This window comes from Lunatibacter salilacus (genome assembly GCF_009797935.1).
In the GTDB taxonomy this organism is placed as follows: Bacteria; Bacteroidota; Bacteroidia; order Cytophagales; family Cyclobacteriaceae; genus Lunatibacter; species Lunatibacter salilacus.
This window is the reverse complement of the sequence record NZ_VOLC01000043.1, coordinates 1-2,149: the sequence shown is the minus strand read 5'-3', so window position 1 is coordinate 2,149 and position 2,149 is coordinate 1. Positions and strand designations below refer to the sequence as shown.

At 55.0% G+C, this 2,149-nt stretch carries 1 protein-coding gene; it reads left to right on the top strand.

Annotated features, from left to right (window positions below; translation table 11 throughout):
• Positions 1–2,149, top strand: a 2,149-nt coding sequence (locus tag FQ608_RS27035) for a coiled-coil domain-containing protein (protein ID WP_199856489.1), incomplete at both ends; no start/stop codon positions are given.

The following is a 2,149-nucleotide window of genomic DNA, read 5'->3' as shown; positions in this document are numbered from 1 at the left end:
GTCAACGCATCAGCGGCGGAAGGCAGCGGAGCCCTTGCCGACGAGGTTGCCCGTGCCATTGCGGCCGAAGAAAAACTGGCGGCAGACCTTGAAGCCGAAACAGCCCGTGCAATTGATGCCGAATCTACACTATCCGAAGAACTTTCCGCTGAAACGGACAGAGCAATTGCCGCCGAAACTACGTTAACCACGGATCTTTTAGCCGAGACAGCCCGTGCGACTGCCGCGGAAGGAGTTTTGCAGGACAATATCGGTACGGTGCAGGGCAATGTGGACGCCAACAAAACGGCCGCGGAAACAGCCATCGCCCTAAAGGAGGATTCCGCCAACAAGTCCACCGACATCACCCTTTCTGACGCCACCAACACCAAGTTCCCGACCGAACTTGCGGTAAAAACCTACGTCAACGCATCAGCGGCGGAAGGCAGCGGAGCCCTTGCCGACGAAGTTGCCCGTGCCATTGCGGCCGAAGAAAAACTGGCGGCAGACCTTGAAGTCGAAACAGCCCGTGCAATTGATGCCGAATCTACACTATCCGAAGAACTTTCCGCTGAAACGGACAGAGCAATTGCCGCCGAAACTACGTTAACCACAGACATTTTAGCCGAGACAGCCCGTGCGACTTCCGCAGAGGACAAGCTAAACGCAGATCTTTCTGCCGAAACAGCCCGGGCAATTGCTTCCGAAACTACGTTAACCACAGATCTTTTAGCCGAGACAGCCCGTGCGACTTCCGCGGAAGGAGTTTTGCAGGACAATATCGGTACGGTGCAGGACAATATTGACGCCAACAAAACGGCCGCGGAAACTGCCATCGCCCTAAAGGAGGATGGTGCCAACAAGTCCACCGATATAACCCTTTCGGACGCCACGAACACCAGGTTCCCGACAGAACTGGCAGTGAGAACCTTCGTCAACGCATCAGCGGCGGAAGGCAGCGGAGCCCTTGCCGGTGAGGTTGCCCGTGCCTCGGCGGCCGAAGAAAAGCTGGCCATGGACCTGGAAGCTGAAACAGCCCGAGCAATTGGTGCCGAAACCACGTTAACCACTAATCTTGCCGCTGAAACAATCCGAGCAACTTCCGCTGAGGATAAACTAAACGCTGATCTTACTGCTGAAACTACCCGGGCAATGGATGCGGAAAACATCTTAACCACAGATCTTTTATCCGAAACAATCCGGGCAACTTCCGCCGAGGATAAGCTAAACGCCGATCTTATTGCCGAAACAGCCCGTGCAATTGATGCCGAAAGCATCTTAACCACAGATCTTTTAGCCGAGACAGCCCGAGCGACTTCCGCGGAAGGAGTATTGCAAGTCAATATCGAAACGGTACAGGACAATGTGGACGCCAACAAAACGGCCGCTGAAACTGCCATCGCCCTAAAAGAGGATGGTGCCAACAAGTCCACCGATATAACCCTTTCGGACGCGACGAACACCAGGTTCCCGACAGAACTGGCAGTGAGAACCTTCGTCAACGCATCAGCGGCGGAAGGCAGCGGAGCCCTTGCCGACGAAGTTGCCCGTGCAACTGCGGCCGAGGAAAAGCTGGCCCTGGACCTGGAAGCCGAAACAACCCGGGCAATTGATGCCGAATCTACACTATCCGAAGATCTTTCCGCTGAAACGGACAGAGCAATTGCTGCCGAAACTACGTTAACCACGGATCTTTTAGCCGAGACAGCCCGTGCGACTTCCGCGGAAGGAGTATTGCAAGTCAATATCGAAACGGTACAGGACAATGTGGACGCCAACAAAACGGCCGCTGAAACTGCCATCGCCCTCAAGGAGGATTCCGCCAACAAGTCCACCGACATCACCCTTTCTGACGCCACCAACACCAAGTTCCCGACCGAACTTGCGGTGCGAACCTTTGTCAACGCATCAGCGGCGGAAGGCAGCGGAGCCCTTGCCGACGAGGTTGCCCGTGCCATTGCGGCCGAAGAAAAACTGGCGGCAGACCTTGAAGCCGAAACAGCCCGTGCAATTGATGCCGAATCTACACTATCCGAAGAACTTTCCGCTGAAACGGACAGAGCAATTGCCGCCGAAACTACGTTAACCACAGACATTTTAGCCGAGACAGCCCGTGCGACTTCCGCGGAAGGAGTATTGCAAGTCAATATCGAAACGGTACAGGACAATG